This window comes from Microcoleus sp. N3A4 (assembly GCF_036701805.1).
Classification (GTDB): Bacteria; Cyanobacteriota; Cyanobacteriia; order Cyanobacteriales; family Microcoleaceae; genus Microcoleus.
Genome location: NZ_JAUBRJ010000002.1, coordinates 207,270 through 226,101 on the forward strand (window position 1 = coordinate 207,270; position 18,832 = coordinate 226,101).

An 18,832-nucleotide genomic window follows, 5' to 3' on the forward strand; every position below is an offset into this window, starting at 1 on the left:
GCTAGAGTAGAAGCATACACCTCCTTAAGGCAAAATTAGGGAGGGGAGCAAGGCTTCAAGGAGAAAAATATATGAAAACGGTATTAGAATCCATTCATTTGGATTATGCTTTCATGTTTACTTTCAAAAAAGTAAACTCGATTAAGCTAGAAGGTTTCAAGGAATTTTTTGACGATATGCCGATCGATCCTTATATCAGAGGAAAGTATCGATCGAGAAGATTGTCGCGGTTTGTCGTGAACGGGAACGAGTTGGTTAAGTTGCCTCACGGCTACTTGTTTCAAAGCAAAACATACAATCCGCTAGTGGGCGATATCCGGCGCGAATTTGCCGAATTGGACGATCGGCTAATCGCCCTCGATAATTTCAAACAGATGATTTTTGCTTTTTTCGATTCCTGCAAAATTCACCCCGAAGCTGAAATCGGCATCCATCAAATCAGGACTACTTGTTCGCCGCACAATTTCGGCAACCCCGCACCGGAAGGCATTCACCAAGACGGTACTGATTTTATCGGGATTTTCTCGGTTGACAGAACTAATATTGTGGGCGGGGAAACGCATTTGTATTTGGCTAAAAAGGAAAAGCCTGTTTTTAATAAAGTTCTGCATCCGGGGGAATTGCTGTTAGTTAACGACCACGAGTTTTTCCACTTTACTACGCCGATTAAACCGGAATCGGAAGGGGTGGGGACGAGGGATGTTTTTGTGCTGACTTCTCCGAGTTTGCTTTGCGATTGAGGATACAGTCCTGGACGCAGAAACCGGGTTTTTTGGAAAAACCCGGTTTCTCAAACTTCATCTTGCTGGAATCCGCTATATCGCGTCTAAATCATTCATACAAGCGAGCCACCAGTTAGCCCCAGAGAGTTGGGTTTCGTTCCTCAACCCAACCTACAACTACAACTAACCAGCCAGGGATTTTTATCAGAAGACATTGAGGTCGAGTACGGCGTGATGGAAATTGTTGAGTTCCATCCCAACAGTGCCGCGATTTAACTACTGCAATCATTGCCATACATTTACATATGTAGTAAATCGTACAGAAGTAAGCTTTCTAATGTTTTAAGCTTCAGCGGTATTTCGCATACATCATTATGCACACTACACAAGAACGATCGTGCAATTCTGCGTTTATATTGCCTCGAAACTGCACCTTTACTGAAACTGATTGGAAAGCCCTTGCGCCGTTTTGGTATCCGATCGCGTTCTCGCATGAAGTCACGGATCGACCGTTTGCCGCAAAGCTGCTCGATGAACGGCTCGTGCTGTTTCGACTTTCCGATAGCTCGATCGTGGCAGCACGGGATTTGTGTTTGCATCGCGGTGCTCCTCTGAGTTTGGGATGGGTTGAGAACGATGAACTCCAATGCAAATATCACGGCGTCTGCTACGACAAAAGCGGTCAATGCACTCGTATTCCCGCTCAACCGGATGCCGCAATTCCCGCTCGGCTGAAATTGACGACCTACGCTGTCACCGAACGCTATGGTTTAGTGTGGGTAAGGCTTGTGGATAACGGTTCAGTCCATTTTCCCTCCTTTAAGGAATGGAACGATCCAGACTATATTCAGGTTCTGCCAGGCAGCGTGGCGATCGAAGCTGCCGCAGGTCGTCAAGTCGAAGGCTTTCTGGATGTGAGTCATTTTGCGTTTGTTCACACCGAATCCTTTGGCGAGCGCGAAAATCAAGAAGTGCCAGATTATCCCGTTGAGCGACTACCGCACGGGTTTCGCGCTGATTATGTCAGCACTGTGAGCAACTATCCGCACGGTCTAAAGCATCTGAGTCCGCCTGGGTTTAAGTGGCGTCGATTGTTTGAAGTGTGGCTGCCGTTCACAGCGAAGTTAACCGTTACCTTTCCCAACGGGCAGTTACACATTCTGAATGCTGCCTGTCCGGTTTCAGCCCGCAAAACGCGCTTGTTTGTGCCGATTTGCCGCAATTTTGACAAAGATGCACCGCTGCAAGACACGCTGGACTTTAACGATCAAGTGTTTGGCGAAGATAAGGACATTGTTGAGGAACAGTATCCCGAAGATTTACCGATCGCGCTGCAAGATGAAGTCCACATTGCCGGGGATAAAAGCTCGATCGCGTATCGCAAAGGATTGGCGGCATTGGGTCTAGGACGATCGTTTACCGCCTAACTCCAATCTCAATTGAATTTCGGAGATCCAAACCATGAGCGCTGATTTAGAATTTCAAAAACCCATTCCGCCAAAGCAATCCTACACAGGTTGGCAAGCGACACTGGCAGAGTTCTTCCAGTTTGATTTCTACAGAACCAATTTCAAAACAGAGACGCTCGCGGGTATCACCACGTTCATGACGATGGGATACATCTTAGTCGTCAATCCGATCGTGCTGTCAAACGCGATTTTTCTACAACAGCCTGGAGATTTGTTTTCGCAATTGGCTGTGGCAACCGCTGTGGCGGCGGCAGTTGGAACCTTCTGTATGGCAATTTTAGCAAACTACCCGTTCGGGCTGGCGCCTGGAATGGGAACGAATGCCTTTTTTGCTTTCTCAGTTGTAATCGGACTGAAAATCGATTGGCGATTGGCGCTGTCCTGCGTGTTTGTTCAGGGGTTAATTTTTATCGTTCTGACGTTCACGGATGTACGTCGGTTATTGATCGTCGCAATTCCCAGGTCGCTCAAGCACGCAACCGCAGCAGGGATCGGCTTGTTTATTGCCTACATCGGTATGTCAGGAGATGTTGCCAAAGGGGGAGCCGGATTGATTGTGGCAAATCCAGCGACAAAAACGGCGTTTGGCAGTTTAGCAGAACCGAACACGCTACTCGCTGTGGCGGGTTTAGCGATGACAGCCGGATTGGTGGTTCGGGGCGTCAGAGGTGCGTTACTATTTGGAATTTTTGGCACCGCAATTTGGGCTTGGCTGTTCAAGGTTTCACCCCCACCTCAAGGATTTTTTGCGCTGCCGGAACTGCCAAAAGACATTTTTGGTCAAGCAATTCTGGGCCTTGCTCATCTGAATGCCGACAATTTTCTTGACTGGATTGCAGTGCTGTTTGTATTTCTGTTTGTTGATATTTTTGACACGATCGGGACGTTAACGGGTGTGGGAATGCGGGCAGGCTATATCGGCCCGGATGGCGAGTTGCCGCGTGCAAATAAAGCACTGATGGCAGATGCAATTGGAACTACAGTCGGCCCAATCTTTGGTACGTCGAGCGTGACGGCTTATGTTGAATCCGTCGCAGGCGTTGCCGAAGGCGGTAGAACTGGATTTACCGCTTTAGTTGTGGCAGCATTATTTGCGGTGTCGCTGTTTTTCATTCCGGTGTTTAAAGCGATTCCGGCTTTTGCAACGACGCCGACGCTGGTCATTGTTGGCGCGATGATGTTGGCTGAGGTTAAAGAAATTCCCTGGGATGATATTTCGGAAGTGATTCCAGCGTTTCTAACGATATTCCTGATTCCATTGACGTATTCGATCGCGGAAGGGTTGTCGGTCGGATTCATTGCCTATCCGATTGTGAAAACCTGCCAAGGTAGAGCCAAGGAAGTGTCTGGGGGAACTTGGATCATTGCGGGCATCTTCGTGATTCGGTTCATCTTTATGTCACTGCGGTTTCATCATTCAGCAGCCTGAGCCGGCATGGCGAGAGCCAACTGCTAGGTTTGAATGACTTACCAGTTGTTTAGGCGACGCCGATAGTTTAATCTGCTTTGCTGTAGGCGAGTTCCCCCAGGATGTAGGTTGCCTGAACGGCTCGATCGTCGCCCATGATGATTAAACTAAAGGCACGATCGGCAAGTTCTTCCAGCGTTGTTGCGGGTGCTGCAGAATTGCGAAATGCCATGATCGGCGTCGATCGCAAGTCCAGCACCACAAAATCTGCTTCTTTACCCACCTCGAAATTGCCAATGCGATCGTCCAGACATAACGCTCTAGCGCTGCCCAGCGTAGCGAGAAACAATGCTTGAAATGCAGAGAGAGAGTATTGTCTCAGTTGCGCGACTTTGTACGCTTCATTTGCCGTTTGCAGCATCGAAAGACTCGTTCCTGCACCAACATCTGTGGCAAGCCCTACTTTAACCGGAACGTCGATCGACTTCGCTTTTTCAAGATCGAACAACCCACTGCCTAAGAACAAATTTGACGTAGGACAGAATGCGATCGTGGATTTTGCTTCAGAGAGCCGTTGAAATTCTGCATTCGTCAGTTGTACGCCGTGTGCAAAGATCGATCGCTCTCCGACTAATCCGGCTCGATCGTACACATCGAGATAGCCTTTGCACTCGGGAAAAAGTTCTTTTACCCAAGCAACTTCATTAACGTTCTCTGATAGATGCGTGTGCAGATAAACATCAGGATACTCTTGCAACAGTTTCCCTGCTAGCTTCAGTTGTTCCGGGGTTGAAGTCGGTGCAAACCGAGGCGACACCGCGTACAACAATCGTTGATTGTGATGCCATTTTTCAATCAGTTGTTTGCTATCTTGATATGACTCTTGGGCCGTATCGGTCAGATATTTCGGTGCATTGCGATCCATCATCACTTTACCCGCAATCATCCGCAGATTTCGACGGCTCGCTGCCTCAAAAAAAGCATCGACTGATGCTGAAAAAACCGCTGCTAAAACAACTGCCGTCGTGGTGCCGTTGCGTAATAGTTCATCAAGAAAAATAGCTGCAACCTGTTCGGCGTATTCTCGGTCTTTAAACTTCAGTTCGGTTGGAAACGTATATTGATTCAACCAATCCAAAAGCTGTTTTCCGTAAGCAGCAATCATTCCAGTTTGGGAGAAATGCACGTGACTATCAATAAATCCAGGCATCAACAGCATTCCTGGGTATTCAGACGCAGTGATGTCTGAGAACTGCTCTTTCAGGCGATCGTAAGCTCCAAAAGCTTTTACTATTCCGTTTTCTACAACCAGCAGACCATCTGGAACATAGCGAACGCTTTGATTTTGGGCAACATAAAAAGGATCTTCCACAAAATCTAGAAAAGCACCGCGAAACGCTTTAATTGAGTTTTTAGATACAGAGGACTGTTTGTTAATTGCCATGTGAAAATTTGTTTGGTTTGGGAGGTTTGCTCAATCCTCTTAAAATGATTGCTTGTAATGTCAGATTTGTAAGTTACATTTACTACAAAAATAATTTTAAGACTAATCTAATCGCATTATTACTGCTTTAGCATTTATAAAATTGCATAGAACAGTCCTGGACGCACTCCGACAGAGAAACCGGGTTTTTTACCGAATCTGCGGGTAAAAACGGAGTATTTTCGTAAAAAAACCCGGTTTCTGAGCCCCCGTGCGTCTAGGACTAGCAGTATTAACCCACATTCCGCTCGAGCATTCGAGTTGATTTGTAGTTTGTATGGTGCGTCGCTGGCAGAAAATCGAGTTTAGTTGTAGATTGTCGATCGCGACGCACCGGCTCGGTATCTACTACGATCGGATTTGATATCAATCCTCAGCATCGGGATCGAGTCCCATTGCTCGCAGCCGCTCCGCTAACTGGGCGAGTTTTCGCTCTGCTTGTTCGGCTCTTTCCCGTTCTTGTTCGGCTCTTTGCCGTTCTTGTTCAGTTCTTTGCCGTTCTTGCTCGGTTCTTTGCCGTTCTTGCTCGGTTCTTTGCCGTTCTTGCTCGGTTCTAGCCCGCTCAATTTCAACTTGTTCGGAGCCAGTTAACAGCAAATTCCCCTGCAAATCCCACCACCGCAGCCAAAGCATTTCTTGATTTTGATAACTTCCCTGCCAAAGTCCCAATTCTACTTCTAATAAAGGAATGGGATAGTGACCGCGTTCGTTTGGCTCTATCCTTCGATACACCAAATCTATCAGGTGATAGACTTCTAAATTGCCAGTTTTAATTTCATAAATGCCGTAGTAAGGAATGCGGATAATTTTCTCGTAGACCCAAAACTTACCCGGTTTGGTTGTTGTACCGTCAGCCGCCACAGACAGGGGAGTACGATCGCGCTCGTCATCTCCATTACCGCTAGCAAATTCTAAAGCAATCAACGGCGCCATGTGTTCCCGCCAAAGTACATAAGAGCGGCGAAAACCGTCGAGAGTTGCCGGTACGTTGGGCACGTAAAACCAATCCGGTGCTTCTGCACCTTTCTCTGGCGGGTCAGTTTCTCGCCAGTAAATGCCGCAATCTTGCCCGATCGCGTATTGTCCGTCTGGATGCAGCCTCTCTACAACCGGCCCGATCGAATCTGTCAGAATGATGCTCTGGGGATGCTCCTGAAAATTTTTCACAAATGTACCGTCTTCGTCTGGCAGTTGGGTATGATCGGGGAATGCAGGAGGCAGATTTGTCGCAGTTATTGTCTCGTTCATCGTCGTTTTCCGTGCAGTTATTGTAATTGTACTGCGAAATTTTAGCAAGCTGATTTGAGACTTCAGCTAATATTCGCTAATATGGAAGAGCGATCGTAAAAGGTAAGTCAAATGGTTGTCGCAATTTCTAAAGCAGGATTGGGTACAGGTGCGGCTTTCCTGTCAAACGTGACATGGGAGACTCTAGAAAAGTTGGATGCAGATTTGGCGGAAACTGGGGCGCATTTAACTTATTTGGATGGGTGTTTAGAAATTATGGCTCCTTTTTCTGAGGAACATGAAGAATCTAGAAACACTTTAGAGCAGCTTTTAGATATTTATATGCGGACGAAAGACATTCGTTTCTACGGGCGCGGTAGTACACAACTATCGGGATGAAGAAATTAGGCGCGCGGAAGGAACCGGACGAGTCTTATTGTTTGGGTACGCGCAAGTCAATTAGGGATTACCGCAAGATCAACCACTCCACGCTTTGATTGACCAATCACATAAAATTTAAAAACTGTTTTTTAGACTCGATAAAATTGCTCAAACCTATAAGATCAATAATATTCGGCTTTATTTCTTGCTGGATCTTTATTTTCTGCTTGATAATATTTTCCCAACACCTCTCTATATCTTCTATATTAATACCTTCACAACTTTTGTGCAATTCAAGATATTGAAATATTGGTCGAGATAATTGGGATTGTAAATGTTTTTTTCTTGTTTCAGTAATTACGACATAAATTGGAAAATTGGGGTATATAAATGTTACGGGATTTAATTTGACATTAACCACAAAATCACCCATACGCAATAGCCCAGAGTGGATATCAGTAGTGCATTCAATTTCAAATAATGCTACTACTTTAAACTGATAATTTTCATTGAGCCATATTACATCAATTAATTTACTAATTTTTTCAACTTGTTTTTATAATCCACCAATAGAGAATCCTTCCATTGTTAATTCTTTAAGTTTACCGAACCTAGAGTCCTCGAAAGTATCGTCCCCGAATCTATACTCTCCGAATCTATAGTCCTTTGAGTGATCGTTTCGAGCAATCCATACTCTATAGCCTAATTTTTGTCCTATCTCTGCCAGAATTCCCTGCATTTTAGTATGTCTTGAAATCTTTGGTAATACCAATTCACTATGAAGGTACACTAAAATATAGGGTAAAAGTAGAGGAAATCCAATATGGCGAACAAACTTCAGGTAGAAATCAAGGAAACGGTTGAGGAACTAGAGCATCGACTCGAAGGTCATGCGCCCGCCGTAAATAAAAAAAAATTACTGGTATTATACTGGCTAGTCACCAAAAACATCCAAAAAAGAGCAGAATTAGCCACGATGTTGAAACGAGATGAATCAACAATATATCGTTGGTTAAGAGCTTACAAAAAAGGTGGAATTACGCTCATTACTTAGTATAAAAAAAGCTCCCGGGAAGACTCCACATATCCCACCATCAGTGAGAGAAAAATTAATCAAAAAACTGCAAGAACCACAGGGAGAAACAAGTTATGGCAAATTACAGCTCTGGCTAGAAAAAGAATGCGGAATTAAAGTGAGCTATAAAGTGGTACATGACCTAGTTCATTATAAATTGAAAGCTGACCTGAAAGTCCCAAAACCCCAAAGTGACAAAGCAAACGAAGAGGTGCAGGCAAGCTTCAAAAAAAAACTATGTGAGCTCATCAAAGTAATGATTAAATATTTCGGAAACTCCAAGCCTGTAAGGATATGGTGTCAGGACGAGAGTAGATTTGGATTGATTACTATGCGCCGGGCAGAATGATTACATTAAAGGGGGTAAAACCCATTGGCAAAAAGCAATGGAAACGAGGAAATTTTTATATTTATGGAGTCGTAGAGCCAGCAACAGGTGAACAATATTATCAAGAATTTTCTCAGCTCAATTACAACTGTTTTCAAGAGTTTTTAAAGGGATTTTGTCAAAAATACTCAGAGAATTTCAATCTCGTTATCATGGATAATGGTAGCTTCCATAAAGCTCTATTATTAGACTGGGATGACCATGTAATGCCAATATATTTACCTGCCTATAGTCCTGAATTAAATCCGATCTAAAGATTGTGGGAGCATACAAAAAAAGACCTCAAGTGGGAAAATTCTTCGAGTTTAGATAAACTCAAAGAACAGGTAAATACAATTATCAAATCTCTCACGAATGAAGAAGTTTTATCTCTCTGTGGTTGGGACTATATCCTTGAAGCTATATTAAGTGCAACTTCATAGTAAATTGGTATTATGTCAATTACCTAAAAAAATCAAGCTCGATCGCTCTTAAATTCTAATATTTCAAAAAGTCCATCAAGCAAGTTTATAATTTATTTTCTATTGCACGATCGCCTATTTCTTAGTCTCCGCTTCTTGGGGACGAAAGTTTATGCAGTAGGGGCAATGCCCCATTGGGGCGGTTGGGGGGGTTCCCCCGCGATCGCCCGATCGCCCGATCGCCCGCCCTTAATCAAGGTTAATATAGAATTTTCGGGCGATCGATACTACAATGCCATTAAATGCCGCATAGCTTTTGTCTGAAATGCTACACGAGTTGGAATTAATGACAGATCCGTGGCAACATTAAGAAAGTGTTAAGTTCTGTGGCATCTTCCCTAACAGAACCGCTGAAACTGTCCCGCTAACCCACCCTCCCCATTAGGAACCCACCCATCTATGATTCCCAACCATTCCTTCGCGGCTGACGAGCATTCTAGCAAACCCGACAAGCCCGAGGAAGCTTGTGGCGTTTTCGGTATCTACGCACCGGGTGAAGATGTCGCCAAATTGACCTACTTCGGTTTGTATGCTTTGCAGCACCGCGGTCAGGAATCTGCAGGGATTGCTACCTTTGACGGTAACAAAGTACACCTGCACAAAGATATGGGACTGGTTTCCCAAGTCTTCAACGAATCGAGTTTAGGTCACTTGCCCGGTAACTTAGCCGTAGGCCACACTCGCTACTCTACGACCGGCTCGTCGCGGGTTGTCAACGCTCAACCTGTTGTCGTCGAAACTCGTTTGGGAAGTCTGGCTCTAGCACATAACGGGAATCTTGTCAATACTAAAGAATTGCGGGAAGAGCTGATGTCTCGCAATTGCGAGTTTGTGAGCACGACGGATTCAGAGGCGATCGCGGTGGCGATCGGCTCGGAGGTAGACAAGGGCAAAGACTGGCTGGAAGGAGCGATCAGTGCCTTTGCTATGTGCCAAGGAGCCTTTAGTTTGACGATCGCCACCCCCAAAGGCGTGATGGGAGTCCGAGACCCGCACGGCGTCCGCCCGCTGGTAATTGGCATCCTCCCCACAACTCCGGTACGGTACGTTTTAGCATCGGAAACTTGCGGCTTGGATATAATCGGTGCTGAATTTTTGCGGGACGTAGAACCGGGGGAATTAGTTTGGATTACAGAGGAAGGTATGGCTTCTTTCCACTGGAGCCAGCAGCAGAAGCGCAAACTTTGCATCTTTGAAATGATCTATTTTGCTCGACCGGACAGCCAGATGGAAGGTGAAAGTTTATACAGCTACCGGCTGCGGATCGGGCGTTTGTTGGCAGCAGAATCTCCCGCTGATGCTGATATAGTCATCGGCGTTCCAGATTCGGGAATCCCGGCGGCGATCGGCTTTTCTCAAGCTTCCGGCATTCCTTACGCCGAAGGATTGATTAAAAACCGCTACGTCGGGCGCACTTTTATTCAACCGACTCAGACAATGCGGGAGTCAGGAATCCGCATGAAACTCAACCCTCTCAGAGATGTGTTGGAAGGAAAACGGGTAATCATTATCGACGATTCGATCGTGCGCGGCACTACCAGCCGTAAAATCGTTAAAGCCTTGCGGGATGCGGGCGCGACCGCAGTTCACATGAGAATTTCCTCGCCGCCGGTGACTCATCCTTGTTTCTACGGGATCGACACCGACAATCAAGATCAGTTGATTGCTGCTACTAAGTCAGTCGCCGAAATTGGCGCCCAAATTGGGGTAGATTCTTTAGCTTTCTTGAGTTGGGATGGAATGCTGAAGGCCACTAACGAAGACCCGATGAGTTTTTGTTCGGCGTGTTTCACGGGCAATTATCCGATCGACGTTCCAGAATTTGTAAAACGGTCTAAGCTCATATTAGAAAAAGCTACCACCTAGAAAATCAAAAAACGAGAAAGCGATCCCCGTCACTTTCCCCGATTTATGGATTTTCAATTTTTTCTGGTAACTCGTTGCCAGACTGTGTGTAGAAATGTTAAATTAACTTAGCTGTAGCAATTATTGCAGGATTTGTGAACTGTAGCGAACATTCGGTTGGGTAGAACTTGTGTGAAACCCAACACTCCGATTTGAGATTTTGGATTTGAGATTTTAGATTTGTCCTTCAATCTAAAATCTCAAATCGCCAATCTAAAATCGACAGGCCTTTCCCTGCAATCTCGTTCACAATTCCTGCTCGAAACGCTGTATGCTACCTGTGGACTGGAGGTAGTTTCTCCAGATGTCCACTCTCAGATTGAAGTCGCATTTCGCACCAACAACGGGTACATGAAATTTTTTCAGGCAACAAGGTCGATCGCACTAATTTTTCCCACACAAGTATTCCACAAGCCAACTTGCTTGAGAATCGAGGACGGGCTGTTCATGCGAACTAAAGAACTTTAGGAACCCTTGCAGAGTAAAAAATATGGCTCCTTGCAGTTTGAATGTTACCTTACCTGCATAGGGATACAACCCCCCGACTCCTGTCCGGGAGAGCCAAAAAATTTAGATATTAGTTTAAGCCCCCAGATCGATCTGTGGAGTGAATCTAAAATCTAAAATCTAAAATCTAAAATCGATTGACTGTTAAAAGGCGGAATGCGGTTTCTCAAGTCAGCTTAAATCGGAAACTTCGTGCAATCAAATACTGTTCTCAATCACCCGATCGATCGAGGCTCGTCCTCTCGTACAACAGAGTTACCTTTTACTCTTCAAGATATCAAGGCAGCCATCCCAGCCCACTGTTTTGAACCCTCGCCCTGGAAATCTCTGGCTTACTTCTTTTTAGATATTGGCATCATCGCAGGTTTGTATGCGATCGCCTACACCCTCGATTCCTGGTTCTTTTACCCAATTTTCTGGTTGATGCAGGGAACCATGTTTTGGGCATTGTTTGTAGTCGGCCACGACTGCGGGCACGGTTCATTTTCTAAGATCAAATGGCTCAACAACCTGATCGGACACCTCTCCCACGCTCCAATTCTCGTGCCCTTCCACGGTTGGCGGATCAGTCACAGAACACACCACGCGAATACAGGCAGCTTGGATAACGATGAAAGCTGGTATCCGGTGTCGGAGACGAAATACAATCAAATGCACTGGTCCGAAAAGCTGGGGCGCTTCCATTTGATGTTATTTGCCTACCCAATTTATCTGTTTCGCGGATCGGGCGATGAGGTAAGTTCTCACTTCGTGCCCGGTAGCCCGCTTTTCCGTCCTTCCGAAAAATGGGACGTGTTGACGAGTTCCGCATCCTTGGTACTGATGGTAGGCTTTTTAGGCGCGCTAACCTATCAGTTTGGTTGGCTGTTTTTGCTGAAATTCTACTTGGTTCCCTATGTAGTATTCGTGATGTGGCTGGATTTGGTAACATTCCTGCACCACACAGAAGCCGATATTCCTTGGTATCGCGGTAAAGATTGGTATTTCTTGAAAGGTGCGTTATCTACGATCGATCGCGACTACGGAATCATCAATTCCATCCATCACGACATCGGGACTCACGTAGCCCACCACATTTTCTCGACCATGCCGCACTATCACTTGAAGGAAGCAACGGAAGCAATTAAACCAGTGTTGGGCGATTATTATCGCAAGTCAAAAGATCCAATTTGGAAGAGCTTTATTCGCTCTTACTGGGATTGTCATTTTGTCTCGGATACAGGTTCTGGAGTTTGCTACGAATCGCCTAACAGTCGGCGATCTGCTGAAGTTAAGTAGCTTCAGTAAAAAATAGAATACGCAAAAACCCGGCTTCTTTAAGAAACCGGGTTTTTCATTCTTGCGCGTGTTTGACATTTAATGAGTAGGGTGCAGCCGTGCACCTGACTAATTACCTTTAAGCCCGATCGCCGTGACAATAGTCCACGCATCCACCAACAGCAACAGCAGCGTACATCCCAGTAAAATAAGATACATCCAAGGCTGCGACAAAGGGCGAACATCTCTAGTATCAATACCTGTTTTTGCTTCCACCAAACCGACTAATTTAGCAAATCCAGCCACCCGCATTGGCAACAAATAACCTTCACCCGAATGACTGAGAAAATAGTAAACTAAACCTCCTTGACCGGTCGATCGAGGTTTGAGAGCTTTTACCTCAGTCCAAGGTAGCGACCAACCCTTGCGAAACAAACGCGGAAACCAGTTGGGATATGTAACTTCAATCCCTTCCTCGCTGACAATTACCCTTTCACTAAGCACGCCGTACAGGCCCGCAGCGCCGACAACAATTGCCGCCCAGAGTGCGGCGGGGGGAACCGGTGCTTTCGTTACTTCCGACAAAAACGGCAACGGAACTGTCAGGGCTGCGTACAAGCTCAACAGCGTGATTCTAATCAGGGGAGAAAGCCGGAATATCCCCGGCTCAAATACTCGAGCGGAAGACGGGGAAGAGGCGATCGGTTGTGCAGACATGGGTGAAATTCGAGAAGCTGTTTAATGCTATTTTTGCACAGTTGTCGGACTGGTAAACCAAACTCAGGCAAATATGAAAAACAGGAAAATATTTGCAGTTTACAGTTTTGATTTAAAATTCATTTCAGAAACTTTGATTCTTAAGTGTTGAGTTTTTACGCTTTGCAGAAGTTGGAATTTTGAGCGGGGAGTTATCAATTCACTGACAATTTATAACTCAAAACTCACAACTCCAATTAATCGACGGCGGTTAGTGCCGGTACAGTCAAAGGTTCTGAGATTTCTCGGGATTTGGGGCGGCCGGCAATTGCTGTTCGATCGCCCTGAGCTGTATCTCGGGCTCTGCTAGGATTGAGGTTTGAATAGGGGCCTTCGTTAATCTGCAAGCGATCGCAAGGGATTTTATCCGATAAAATTGCACTGGCCATCATCCCGGTGTGAATTTCCAATGCAGCCGCCGGCATCGCTTCAAAGACTAAGCGCTGTCCGGGAAACACCACTCGTTCAAAGTACCAGTTAGGAATGTTGGAGATGCGAGCAATCTGAATTTGACTCGTGGCGTTGACGTAGCAGCACAGAATCTTGCTGTCGGTGTCTGAGGGTAGGGGGTCAAGAATTTGAGCCATAACTGCTGAGGGAGCCTTGCCTAAAAGTTTTAGTTATCTTCTCAGGCTAACACTAGGCGATCCCGGCTACTGTAAAGCCGACTACCAACTCCCTAACACATTAGAGACCGATCGCACCTAAATTTAAGTTTTATCGGATAAATATCGGCTTTTTGACTGCCTGCTGGGATTTTCAGTCAAAATACGCTGTATTTACTTAAAAATTAGCTTTTTCCTGCTGCTGTTGGCGATCTGCACCAATACGCTGAGCCTTGAGCCAGTTATAAAAATTTAAAAATATTTAATGTTAAATTGCGAAAATTAGAGATATTGTAAAGTTATATTAAAAGAATATTAACATAGCGGAAAAAGTTCCAGTTTAGGATATAGCAATCATGGAAAACCGAGAAAACCGAGTCCTGTACGTTCGCCTCCCTTGCAATCCGATTTTCCCGATCGGAGTAGTGTATCTTTCGGATCACGTACACAAGCTGTTTCCCGATGTCGAACAGCGCATTTTCGATTTAGGTGCAGTGCCCCCCCTGGATTTCGCTAAAGCTTTGGATGCCAGCATAGACGAGTTTAAGCCGACGCTGCTAGTTTTCTCTTGGCGGGACATTCAAATTTACGCGCCCGTGGGCGGCAGGGGCGGCAATCCGCTGCAAAATGCCTTCGAGTTCTACTACGCCAAAAATCTGCTGACTAAGTTCCGAGGAGCACTCGGAGGACTGCGTTTGGCCGTGTCTTACTATACCGAACTCTGGCGCAATTTGGGACTGGTTGCGCGCGGATTGAAGCGGGCCCGGAAATACCGCCCGGAAGCTCGTGCAGTGGTCGGTGGCGGTGCTGTGAGCGTGTTTTACGAGCAGTTGGGGCGCAGTTTGCCGGCGGGAACAGTGGTTTCGGTGGGGGAAGGCGAAGCTTTGCTGGAGAAGTTGATTAAGGGCGAAGATTTGGCCGAGGAAAGGTGTTATGTGGTGGGCGAAACTGTGCCGCGCGCGAAGCTAATTCACGAAAAGCCAGCCAACATCGAGAAAACTGCCTGCGATTACAACTACATCGAAACAATTTGGCCGGAATTTTCCTATTATCTACAAGATATGGACTTCTACGTCGGAGTGCAAACCAAGCGCGGCTGTCCTCACAATTGCTGTTACTGCATTTATACGGTGATTGAAGGAAAACAAGTGCGGATCAATCCGGCGGATGAGGTGGTGGCGGAGATTCGGCAATTGTACGATCGAGGTATCCGCAATTTCTGGTTTACCGACGCTCAATTTATCCCGGCACGCAAATTCATCGACGATGCGATCGAATTATTGCAAAAAATCATCGCCTCCGGCATGGACGACATCCACTGGGCTGCTTACATCCGTGCGGACAATCTCACACCCGAATTGTGCGATTTGATGGTAAAAACGGGGATGAATTACTTTGAAATCGGCATCACCAGCGGTTCCCAGGAATTGGTTCGGAAAATGCGGATGGGCTACAACTTGCGAGTAGTTTTGGAAAACTGCCGCGATTTAAAAGCAGCCGGTTACAACGATGTGGTTTCCGTGAATTACTCGTTTAACGTAATTGATGAAACCTTTGAAACCATCCGGCAAACTATTGCTTATCACCGAGAATTAGAGCGAATTTTCGGAGCCGATAAAGTGGAACCCGCGATTTTCTTTATCGGGTTGCAACCGCACACAATTTTGGAAGAATACGCCTTTAAACAGGATATTTTGCAACCAGGTTACGATCCGATGAGTTTGATGCCTTGGACAGCGCGCAAATTGCTGTGGAATCCCGAGCCTTTGGGCTCGTTTTTCGGACAAATTTGTTTAGAAGCTTGGCAGCGGAATTCCAATGATTTCGGCCGTGAAGTGATGGCAATTTTGGAGGAAAAACTCGGCTGTGCGGATTTGGAAGAAGCATTATCTGCGCCTGTGGAAACCAAAGATAAACAGTTGGCAGCAGTTAATTAATTACTAGGTTCGCAGTCAGGACGACCGTTTAAAAAAGGGGAAATGGGAGGGAGAATGTATCTGCCATTTCCCTTTTTATCATTAAAAAATCAAAATGTAAGAAACTCTTGCTACAATCATCAATCTTATACCAATCATTAGACCAGATTGCCAAAGTCGAAAACAATCTTCAAATTATCTGCGTTCATCTGCGTCTATCAGCCTTAAATCTGCGGTTGACCTATCAATCAAAGATTTAGGCAATAAGTTTATTAAAAATCGCAGATCGAGCAAATATCGCTTAAGATATAATTATATATAGCGGTTCTCAGAAAGATGAGGTACGTTGTTGGGCTTGGGCCCTCAAGCGTCTGGGTGGTTATGTAAGCTGTCAGTCATACCTCATCTTTTTGAGAAAGGCTATAGTTAAAACCAGGAGTGACAAGATGTTTTCTAAAGATAGAGTTAAGGGCATTAAAAGAGTAGTTCTAGTTATGGCTGGCATTAGTGCGATTCCCTTCGGGATAGCTTCGCTTCACGGCTTTTTGACCGCTTCAGCACAAGCAACTGCACTAAATCAACCCGTTGGCAAAGTTCGGGCGATCGCACCGAAGACTTTGGGCAATGATCGACCGCTGCAAATTGCTCAAGTTGAGGGATGTCCGAGGGCCGAAATGGTGCAATCTTTCGCAACAGCCAACTTTTCTATATACATTTGCAAAACCCAGGAAGGCGATATTTTTTACCGCGGCCTCAGCAAAATAAATGGCAGCCAAATCAATGTCATGCAAGTAACTACAGGTGACGACGGAACTTATGAAGCGACTAACGGCAATATTATCTATTCGATTAACCCCCAACGCCTGCAAGTCCGGCAGAATGGTAAGGTAATTTTGACCGAAGGTGTTATCAAGTAGCACTAATTGTGATTCAACGATCGATCGGATAAATTTAGGGTGTATTTTATTTAAGTTAAAAATTCAATACCAGCAAAAATATATTGATTCCTTAATAATCAAAGAGAATCAGCGGTAACGGTTATAAAATTGACTAACTTTTGTTCAAATATCTTTCAATCAAGACGATCGCCACGATATCGTCCACCGGTCTCGGCGGCGTCCGCATTCCCTCGGGAATCAAGCGCGAAAGTCCCGTCGGAGGGTACATTTGCCAGTAGCGTTCCCTCGCTTCTAAACTGCTGTACCTCTCGTCAACCTGAACAATTTTGAGCGCAGGCGACAAACTCTGCGTCAGTTTTTGTTTCCAACTTTTAGAAGTCGTTTGATCTCCCATGACTAATAACTCAATTGAAAACTGTTCGCACAGAGATTGAATAGTCGAAATTGCACTCTCGGAGGGTACAACTTGATGGTAGGAGACATTGTTGTCTGTACTCATGACGGCGATGCCGCACTTGTCTTTACCTGGATCGAAACCTAAAATCATATTTATTAGTTCTGAGTTAATAAGTTTGTAGTTGCGCTGTTGTAGTCGAGGAAACCCATCGCCAACCTAGATATCATCTGATACTTGCATTCTTGAATGTCTCAAAATCTTTGCGGGCGATCGTACTTATTTTACTTAACTTTTTTGTGGGATTGACATATTATATCATGGGAATCCGTGCAGCAATATAAAATCATTTCCGTTCGATTTACCGCAAATCATAGAGACTGGAAAATATTCATTTTTTTTATTGGCTCTTGACAGGGAAGAAAATATGCGGTATTATAATAACAAATCATATTTTTATTGAAAATGTAGACCAACATCTAAATTAAGCTTTAAACCATGAAACAAAAGATTAATTTATGAATCAGCAAAATTTAGATAGTGACTTAAGTAATATTGAGTTAAACATTACCATAAGATCTGGAATTTTGTTAAAGCAGAGGCTGAGATGCTTTCTGTTTCGTATTTACTCTGAACAATATGATTCTTGCGATGCTCATGCCTTAGTCTTTTTTTCTGAGATTAACCAAATGAGGGTTAATGGGGAAAGAATAGAGCATACTGAATATTTAACTTTTCATGACACTCAAGGTCAAGTATGGCAAATTGATAGTTTCCGGGAGAACTCTCCTCCAGATCCTCCTGCACTTATCTTTCGTTTGACTCGTAGAAATTGACAGCACACAACATGGACGGTAGTTTGGGTCAGAGCAGGTTTTTATGCAGCATTTGCTGGTTAACACTTAGTTAAGTAGACAAGTTCAAACTTTAATTAAAGCAAGGTTGAATTTATGGGAAAGGCAAAACGACGTAAGAAAGTTCATCCTAATTATGAGAAGCCGACTTCTCAAAATGAGCCAATAGGCTTAGAAGAAAACTATGAGTGTTATGGAGAACGTGCAGAGTATTTCAGAGATTTAGATTTTTATCTAAATCAGGGTGGGGCTTTTGAAGAAAGTCTTCCTAAAGACCATAAATATAGATCCGTTACAGAAAGTCAACTTTTTCAGTTTATTCAAAATGCCGTTGATCGGGAAGAGCAAACTGCTACTTACATTCTAAATAAAGTGAAGTCATTGTCTGACCTCACTGAAATTCAGAGCGATTTATTAAGCCTAGTGGATAAGTCGATTATGTCAAAGAGAGATGGCGATCTCAATCAAGCCTTCAAATACTACGATCAAGTATTTAGTCATAACCAGACATGGTTTATGCTTTGGTACGGTCTTGCGAAACTGTTATGCCTATTTCGAGAATACAGGATGGCTTTTGCTTGCATAAAAATTTGCACTTACTTATACCCCAAAATGTGGAATGGCCGTCAATACCATTCCGATCATAATTTGTCATACCATTATGACCAAATCTATTCTTTAGCTATAGCTGGCGAGGAAAATGAATCTTATCTCAAGACACTAGGTCGTCCCCTTGATACAATAATAATAGCAGATTCTAACGGAAAAGTTATAGCAAATTCTCCAGTCGCCAAAATAAAAGTAGTCAAGCCAGAATCGCTCTCTTCAGATATCAAAACGCAGGTACAAGGTGATAGTCACAACATGGTAACGATTAAAGTTGTTGATGTTGGTCGCTCCGGTAATCCTGAGTATGCTGAATATACCCAGGCACAGATTAAAGAGTTCCGCTCCATAATCGTCACAGTGCTGACAAGAAACTTGATGCCTACTGCTGATGATTTTATTGAGACAGTTTTAGGTGCTTCTCTTGCGTGTCATTACTGGCGCAAAGATTTAAGTTTTGTTGGTGCTGTTGAACAAGTTGTACAAGATATAGAAAGAACTATGGGAAGAGGATATTGA

The 18,832-nt window shown here is 44.7% G+C and carries 20 protein-coding genes; 15 read left to right on the top strand and 5 right to left on the bottom strand.

Annotated elements, in window-relative coordinates; translation table 11 throughout:
* Nucleotides 1-71 precede the first annotated feature (71 nt).
* From QUA56_RS02010 to QUA56_RS02020, 3 genes are all read left to right on the top strand, one after another.
* On the top strand, nucleotides 72-740 hold the full coding sequence (locus QUA56_RS02010) for a 2OG-Fe dioxygenase family protein (protein WP_333352476.1): 669 nt from the start codon (nucleotides 72-74) through the stop codon (nucleotides 738-740).
* 356 nt (nucleotides 741-1,096) lie between these two features.
* The gene (locus QUA56_RS02015) at nucleotides 1,097-2,149 is read left to right on the top strand and encodes an aromatic ring-hydroxylating dioxygenase subunit alpha (RefSeq protein WP_333352479.1); all 1,053 of its coding nucleotides are present in this window, start codon (nucleotides 1,097-1,099) and stop codon (nucleotides 2,147-2,149) included.
* 34 nt (nucleotides 2,150-2,183) lie between these two features.
* A complete protein-coding gene (locus tag QUA56_RS02020; RefSeq protein ID WP_333352482.1) occupies nucleotides 2,184-3,620 on the top strand; it encodes an NCS2 family permease in 1,437 nt (478 codons plus the stop codon).
* A 67-nt stretch (nucleotides 3,621-3,687) separates the two neighbouring features.
* On the opposite strand, the gene guaD is transcribed toward QUA56_RS02020, so the two are convergent.
* The gene (gene guaD, locus QUA56_RS02025) at nucleotides 3,688-5,043 is read right to left on the bottom strand and encodes a guanine deaminase (RefSeq protein WP_333352484.1); all 1,356 of its coding nucleotides are present in this window, start codon (nucleotides 5,041-5,043) and stop codon (nucleotides 3,688-3,690) included.
* Nucleotides 5,044-5,448: 405 nt separating this feature from the next.
* Nucleotides 5,449-6,330: a Uma2 family endonuclease gene (locus QUA56_RS02030; protein WP_333352487.1), complete on the bottom strand. Its 882-nt coding sequence runs from the start codon at nucleotides 6,328-6,330 to the stop codon at nucleotides 5,449-5,451.
* Between the two features lie 111 nt (nucleotides 6,331-6,441).
* On the opposite strand from QUA56_RS02030, the gene QUA56_RS02035 reads away from it, so the two are divergent.
* The 8 genes from QUA56_RS02035 to QUA56_RS02070 all read left to right on the top strand — a co-directional run bounded on the left by QUA56_RS02035 (nucleotide 6,442) and on the right by QUA56_RS02070 (nucleotide 12,304).
* A complete protein-coding gene (locus QUA56_RS02035; protein WP_333352490.1) occupies nucleotides 6,442-6,708 on the top strand; it encodes a Uma2 family endonuclease in 267 nt (88 codons plus the stop codon).
* 805 nt (nucleotides 6,709-7,513) lie between these two features.
* Nucleotides 7,514-7,744: a helix-turn-helix domain-containing protein gene (locus tag QUA56_RS02040; RefSeq protein WP_333352493.1), complete on the top strand. Its 231-nt coding sequence runs from the start codon at nucleotides 7,514-7,516 to the stop codon at nucleotides 7,742-7,744.
* Nucleotides 7,722-8,114, top strand: coding sequence for a winged helix-turn-helix domain-containing protein (locus QUA56_RS02045; protein ID WP_333352495.1), 393 nt, complete (start codon nucleotides 7,722-7,724; stop codon nucleotides 8,112-8,114). The genes QUA56_RS02040 and QUA56_RS02045 overlap by 23 nt, the downstream gene beginning before the upstream one ends.
* Nucleotides 8,111-8,407: a transposase gene (locus QUA56_RS02050; protein WP_333352499.1), complete on the top strand. Its 297-nt coding sequence runs from the start codon at nucleotides 8,111-8,113 to the stop codon at nucleotides 8,405-8,407. Before QUA56_RS02045 ends, QUA56_RS02050 begins: the two co-directional genes overlap by 4 nt.
* A gap of 270 nt (nucleotides 8,408-8,677) precedes the next feature.
* Nucleotides 8,678-8,878 (top strand): hypothetical protein, encoded by a 201-nt coding sequence (locus QUA56_RS02055; protein WP_333352502.1) that lies wholly within the window; start codon nucleotides 8,678-8,680, stop codon nucleotides 8,876-8,878.
* A 135-nt stretch (nucleotides 8,879-9,013) separates the two neighbouring features.
* Nucleotides 9,014-10,480, top strand: a complete 1,467-nt coding sequence (purF, locus tag QUA56_RS02060) for an amidophosphoribosyltransferase (protein ID WP_333352505.1) — start codon at nucleotides 9,014-9,016, stop codon at nucleotides 10,478-10,480.
* Between the two features lie 219 nt (nucleotides 10,481-10,699).
* The gene (locus QUA56_RS02065; protein WP_333352508.1) at nucleotides 10,700-10,987 is read left to right on the top strand and encodes a hypothetical protein; all 288 of its coding nucleotides are present in this window, start codon (nucleotides 10,700-10,702) and stop codon (nucleotides 10,985-10,987) included.
* 231 nt (nucleotides 10,988-11,218) lie between these two features.
* Nucleotides 11,219-12,304, top strand: coding sequence for a DUF3474 domain-containing protein (locus QUA56_RS02070; protein WP_333352511.1), 1,086 nt, complete (start codon nucleotides 11,219-11,221; stop codon nucleotides 12,302-12,304).
* Nucleotides 12,305-12,412: 108 nt separating this feature from the next.
* On the opposite strand, the gene QUA56_RS02075 is transcribed toward QUA56_RS02070, so the two are convergent.
* Both QUA56_RS02075 and QUA56_RS02080 read right to left on the bottom strand, forming a co-directional pair.
* Nucleotides 12,413-13,000, bottom strand: a complete 588-nt coding sequence (locus QUA56_RS02075; RefSeq protein ID WP_333352513.1) for a hypothetical protein — start codon at nucleotides 12,998-13,000, stop codon at nucleotides 12,413-12,415.
* Nucleotides 13,001-13,236: 236 nt separating this feature from the next.
* Entirely contained in the window at nucleotides 13,237-13,626 is a 390-nt protein-coding gene (locus QUA56_RS02080) for a DUF1830 domain-containing protein (protein ID WP_333352516.1), read from the bottom strand.
* 374 nt (nucleotides 13,627-14,000) lie between these two features.
* On the opposite strand from QUA56_RS02080, the gene QUA56_RS02085 reads away from it, so the two are divergent.
* Both QUA56_RS02085 and QUA56_RS02090 read left to right on the top strand, forming a co-directional pair.
* Nucleotides 14,001-15,581 (top strand): photosystem II high light acclimation radical SAM protein, encoded by a 1,581-nt coding sequence (locus QUA56_RS02085; RefSeq protein ID WP_333352519.1) that lies wholly within the window; start codon nucleotides 14,001-14,003, stop codon nucleotides 15,579-15,581.
* 425 nt (nucleotides 15,582-16,006) lie between these two features.
* Complete coding sequence (locus QUA56_RS02090; RefSeq protein WP_333352522.1) at nucleotides 16,007-16,477, top strand: hypothetical protein; 471 nt, start codon at nucleotides 16,007-16,009, stop codon at nucleotides 16,475-16,477.
* Nucleotides 16,478-16,610: 133 nt separating this feature from the next.
* Here QUA56_RS02090 and QUA56_RS02095 read toward each other — a convergent pair whose 3' ends face one another.
* Nucleotides 16,611-17,006: a pre-16S rRNA-processing nuclease YqgF gene (locus QUA56_RS02095; RefSeq protein ID WP_333352525.1), complete on the bottom strand. Its 396-nt coding sequence runs from the start codon at nucleotides 17,004-17,006 to the stop codon at nucleotides 16,611-16,613.
* Between the two features lie 365 nt (nucleotides 17,007-17,371).
* Between QUA56_RS02095 and QUA56_RS02100 the strand changes: the two genes are divergently transcribed.
* Nucleotides 17,372-17,689, top strand: coding sequence for a hypothetical protein (locus QUA56_RS02100; RefSeq protein WP_194068180.1), 318 nt, complete (start codon nucleotides 17,372-17,374; stop codon nucleotides 17,687-17,689).
* A 114-nt stretch (nucleotides 17,690-17,803) separates the two neighbouring features.
* On the top strand, nucleotides 17,804-18,832 hold the full coding sequence (locus QUA56_RS02105) for a hypothetical protein (RefSeq protein WP_333352529.1): 1,029 nt from the start codon (nucleotides 17,804-17,806) through the stop codon (nucleotides 18,830-18,832).

Bases quoted from the DNA above. Each gene is read 5' to 3' on its own strand.
- QUA56_RS02095 (WP_333352525.1), bottom strand. From the start codon at position 17,006: ATGATTTTAGGTTTCGATCCAGGTAAAGACAAGTGCGGCATCGCCGTC.
- QUA56_RS02105 (WP_333352529.1), top strand. From the start codon at position 17,804: ATGGGAAAGGCAAAACGACGTAAGAAAGTTCATCCTAATTATGAGAAG.
- QUA56_RS02030 (WP_333352487.1), bottom strand. From the start codon at position 6,330: ATGAACGAGACAATAACTGCGACAAATCTGCCTCCTGCATTCCCCGAT.
- QUA56_RS02075 (WP_333352513.1), bottom strand. From the start codon at position 13,000: ATGTCTGCACAACCGATCGCCTCTTCCCCGTCTTCCGCTCGAGTATTT.
- guaD (WP_333352484.1), bottom strand. From the start codon at position 5,043: ATGGCAATTAACAAACAGTCCTCTGTATCTAAAAACTCAATTAAAGCG.
- QUA56_RS02090 (WP_333352522.1), top strand. From the start codon at position 16,007: ATGTTTTCTAAAGATAGAGTTAAGGGCATTAAAAGAGTAGTTCTAGTT.
- QUA56_RS02010 (WP_333352476.1), top strand. From the start codon at position 72: ATGAAAACGGTATTAGAATCCATTCATTTGGATTATGCTTTCATGTTT.
- QUA56_RS02085 (WP_333352519.1), top strand. From the start codon at position 14,001: ATGGAAAACCGAGAAAACCGAGTCCTGTACGTTCGCCTCCCTTGCAAT.
- QUA56_RS02050 (WP_333352499.1), top strand. From the start codon at position 8,111: ATGATTACATTAAAGGGGGTAAAACCCATTGGCAAAAAGCAATGGAAA.
- QUA56_RS02020 (WP_333352482.1), top strand. From the start codon at position 2,184: ATGAGCGCTGATTTAGAATTTCAAAAACCCATTCCGCCAAAGCAATCC.
- QUA56_RS02015 (WP_333352479.1), top strand. From the start codon at position 1,097: ATGCACACTACACAAGAACGATCGTGCAATTCTGCGTTTATATTGCCT.
- QUA56_RS02035 (WP_333352490.1), top strand. From the start codon at position 6,442: ATGGTTGTCGCAATTTCTAAAGCAGGATTGGGTACAGGTGCGGCTTTC.
- QUA56_RS02080 (WP_333352516.1), bottom strand. From the start codon at position 13,626: ATGGCTCAAATTCTTGACCCCCTACCCTCAGACACCGACAGCAAGATT.
- QUA56_RS02100 (WP_194068180.1), top strand. From the start codon at position 17,372: ATGAATCAGCAAAATTTAGATAGTGACTTAAGTAATATTGAGTTAAAC.
- purF (WP_333352505.1), top strand. From the start codon at position 9,014: ATGATTCCCAACCATTCCTTCGCGGCTGACGAGCATTCTAGCAAACCC.
- QUA56_RS02040 (WP_333352493.1), top strand. From the start codon at position 7,514: ATGGCGAACAAACTTCAGGTAGAAATCAAGGAAACGGTTGAGGAACTA.